Source organism: Micromonospora sp. NPDC049580, from assembly GCF_040675595.1.
GTDB lineage: Bacteria > Actinomycetota > Actinomycetes > Mycobacteriales > Micromonosporaceae > Micromonospora.
This window is the reverse complement of sequence record NZ_JBFAPG010000582.1, coordinates 1-3498: the sequence shown is the minus strand read 5'-3', so window position 1 is coordinate 3498 and position 3498 is coordinate 1. Positions and strand designations below refer to the sequence as shown.

The following is a 3498-nucleotide window of genomic DNA, read 5'->3' as shown; positions in this document are numbered from 1 at the left end:
GCGGCTGAGCCGCAGCGGCCCGCCGAACACCGCCGGCAGCGTCCCGGCCGGGTTGCGGCGCACCGCCGCGATGCCGAGCGCCTGGGCCTTCCCGCACGTCTGTTGGAGGTCGCATGTCGCACAACGCCGAGTCCACCGCATTCCGGAGCGCCCTTGAGGTGATCCGGGCTGTCGAGCCGCGGGTGGCCGACGCCATCGGCGCCGAGCTGACCGACCAGCGGGAGTCCCTCAAGCTCATCGCCAGCGAGAACTACGCCTCCCCGGCGACCCTGCTGGCCATGGGCAACTGGTTCAGCGACAAGTACGCCGAGGGCACCGTGGGGCGTCGCTTCTACGCGGGCTGCCAGAACGTCGACACCGTCGAGGCGCTCGCCGCCGAGCACGCCCGGGAGCTGTTCGGGGCCGCGCACGCGTACGTGCAGCCGCACTCGGGCATCGACGCCAACCTGGTCGCGTTCTGGGCGGTGCTGGCCGACCGGGTGGAGTCCCCCGCGCTGAAGAAGGCCCAGGTACGCCAGGTCAACGACCTCACCGAGGCGGACTGGTTCGCGCTGCGCCGCGAGTTGGGCAACCAGCGGATGCTCGGCATGTCGCTGGACGCCGGCGGTCACCTCACCCACGGTTTCCGGCCGAACATCTCCGGCAAGATGTTCGACCAGCGCAGCTACGGCACCGACCCGGCGACCGGCCTGATCGACTACGACCGGGTCGCCGAGGCGGCCCGCGAGTTCAAGCCGCTGATCCTGGTCGGCGGCTACTCGGCGTACCCCCGGAAGGTGAACTTCCGGATCCTGCGGGAGATCGCCGACTCGGTCGGGGCGACGTTCATGGTCGACATGGCGCACTTCGCGGGCCTGGTGGCCGGCAAGGTCTTCACCGGCGACTTCGACCCGGTGCCGCACGCGCACATCGTCACCACCACCACCCACAAGTCGCTGCGCGGCCCGCGCGGCGGCATGGTGCTCTGCGGCCCGGAGCTGGCCGACCAGGTGGACCGGGGTTGCCCGATGGTGCTCGGCGGCCCGCTGCCGCACGTGATGGCCGCCAAGGCCGTCGCCCTGGCCGAGGCCCGCCGCCCCGACTTCGCCGACTACGCCCAGCGGATCGTGGACAACGCGCAGGCGCTCGCCGACGGGCTGCTGCGCCGGGGCGCGACGCTGGTCACCGGCGGCACCGACAACCACCTGGTGCTGATCGACGTGTCCGGCTACGGGCTCACCGGCCGGCAGGCCGAGCAGGCCCTGCTCGACTCCGGCATCGTCACCAACCGCAACTCGGTCCCGCAGGACCCGAACGGCGCCTGGTACACGTCCGGCATCCGGATCGGCACCCCGGCGCTGACCACCCGCGGGCTGGGCACCGCCGAGATGGACCAGACCGCAGAGCTGATCCACACCGTGCTGACCCAGACCACGGCCGGCGCCAACGCCGACGGCACCCCGTCCAAGGCGAAGTACACGCTCGACGCCGACCTGGCCGACAAGATCGCCCGCCAGGCCACCGACCTGCTGGCCCCCCACCCGCTCTACCCGGCCATCGACCTGGGCTGACGGTCGTCGTCAACCGGGTCCGACGGCACCCGGGCCGGGCTGTCGGTGGCGGTCACCGAAACGAGCGGTATACCTCAGAGTCATGAATATGACGCTGAGGTATACCGCTCAACTGTGTGACCGCCCCGGCGGGCGGCCGGCAGTCAGTTCAGGGGACGCTTGAGGTGGTAGCGGTGAACCTCGGTGCTGCCCTGGACGTTGTTGACGTCCTCGGCGGCCGAGACCAGCTCCCAGCCCTCCCGGCCGGCGCGGTTGAGGTGCGCGATGGCCGTGTCGCCATAGGGGGTGATGTCCTTGCGCGACCCGTCCGGGCCGTACCAGACGAACGAGACGGTGAAATTGCGGCCCTGTCCCTGATAGCGGCGGACGAGCAAGGCGTACTCCCAGGCAACCATGCGGCCCATTATGACCGTCCACGCAGGAGCTCGTCGGTGATGAGGGCGGCGAGCCGGTCCAACCCCAGGTCGATCTGCTCGGGTGTCACCGCGCTGACCGACAACCGCAGCGCGCACACCGGCGCCGTGTCGTCGTAGAAGTGCGCCATCGGCGTCCAGAGCACCCCGTAGTCACGCGCCGAGGTGTCCAGCAGCGCGTCGTCGACCGCGAACGGCACGGTCACCACCACGAAGAACCCGCCGGCCGGCACCGTCCACCGCACCACCGCCGGCCGGTCCGGCCGATCCGGGAAACGCCGGGCCAGCCCGGCGACCAGGTGACGCAGATTGCGGGCGTACGCGGCCCGCTCCCGGGTGTTCGCGGGCACCAGGCTGCACCCGTGCTCCAGCAGCCGCCCACCGATCACCGCCTGCGCGATCGGCGAGGTGTTCACGGTGACCATGCTCTTGATCATCGCGAGCTGGTCGGCGAGCGGGCCGACCCGGCCGTCCGACCCGGCCACCCGCTGGTCGGCGACCACGTAGCCGACCCGCGCTCCGGGCAGCACGGTCTTGGCGAACGAGCCGAGGTAGACCACCCGCCGGTCGGTGTCCAGCGCCTTCAGGGTGGGCGGGCGCGGCCCGTCCTCGACGGGGAACAGCCCGTACGGGTTGTCCTCCAGCAGGAGCAGGTCCTCCTCGGCGGCCAGCGCCAACAGCCGCTGCCGGTCCGGGACGTTCATGCTGACCCCGGACGGGTTGGCGAAGTCCGGCAGCACGTAGCAGGCGCGCGGCCGGCGCCCCGACGCCCGGGCCCGACGCGCCTGTGCCCGCAGGTCGGCCAGGTCCACTCCGGACGGTCCACCGGCGACCGGCCACACCGGCAGGTCCACCAGCCGCGCCGCCCCGGTCAGCCCGACGTAGGTCGGGGCGACCGCCAGCAGCACGTCCGCCGGATCGGCCCGCAACGCCCGCAGCACCAGGAACATCGCCTCCTGGCAGCCGACGGTCACCACGACGGCCTCCGGGTCGACCGTGATCCCCTCGTCGACCGCGAGGTTGCGGGCGATGAGGTGGTGCACGATGCCCTTGGTCCGGCCGTACTGCAGCAGCAGCCGTCGGGCCTGCTCGGGCGCGTGGCCCAGCTCGTCGACGAGGTGCCGGTGGAACGTGTCCAGGTGCCGGTGCACCGCCGCGACGTCGAAGAACTCCTCGTACGGGCGCCCGGCCGCGAGCGACACCGCCGCCGGATAGCGTTCGGACACCTCGTTGAGGAAGTTCATCGAGGTCAGCGCCGGATCACCCAGCGCGGGGTGCAGGTCGGCGACGCTCAGGTCGGCCGACTCCGTCGGGGCCACCGCTCAGCCCGCCGCGAGCGTACGCAGCTCGGCCACCGCCGCCGGATCGGCGCAGCCGGCCAGGGTGAACGCGTCACGCACCTCCGCGGCGAGCAACGCCAACGCGTCCTGCGCGCCGCGCCGCCCTCCGACGGCCAGCGCCCAGAGCAAGGGACGACCGACCAGGACGCCCGCCGCGCCCAACGCCAGCGCCCGCAGCACGTCGGTGCCTCCACG

4 protein-coding genes are annotated in these 3498 nt (G+C 72.4%); 1 reads left to right on the top strand and 3 read right to left on the bottom strand.

All coding sequences use genetic code 11. The features are described from left to right. Positions 1-113: 113 nt before the first annotated feature. The gene (locus tag AB0J68_RS29440) at positions 114-1550 is read left to right on the top strand and encodes a glycine hydroxymethyltransferase (RefSeq protein ID WP_363941817.1); all 1437 of its coding nucleotides are present in this window, start codon (positions 114-116) and stop codon (positions 1548-1550) included. 143 nt (positions 1551-1693) lie between these two features. Here the strand turns inward: AB0J68_RS29440 and AB0J68_RS29435 are convergent, their stop codons facing one another. The 3 genes from AB0J68_RS29435 to AB0J68_RS29425 all read right to left on the bottom strand — a co-directional run. Next, positions 1694-1954 carry a hypothetical protein gene (locus AB0J68_RS29435; RefSeq protein WP_234587138.1) on the bottom strand — a complete coding sequence of 87 codons (261 nt, stop codon included), beginning with the start codon at positions 1952-1954 and terminating at the stop codon, positions 1694-1696. Then, the gene (locus AB0J68_RS29430; RefSeq protein ID WP_355137245.1) at positions 1954-3282 is read right to left on the bottom strand and encodes a PLP-dependent aminotransferase family protein; all 1329 of its coding nucleotides are present in this window, start codon (positions 3280-3282) and stop codon (positions 1954-1956) included. Before AB0J68_RS29430 ends, AB0J68_RS29435 begins: the two co-directional genes overlap by 1 nt. A 3-nt stretch (positions 3283-3285) precedes the next feature. Next, on the bottom strand, positions 3286-3498 hold a 213-nt coding region (locus AB0J68_RS29425), incomplete at its 5' end, for an alpha-hydroxy-acid oxidizing protein (RefSeq protein WP_363941812.1).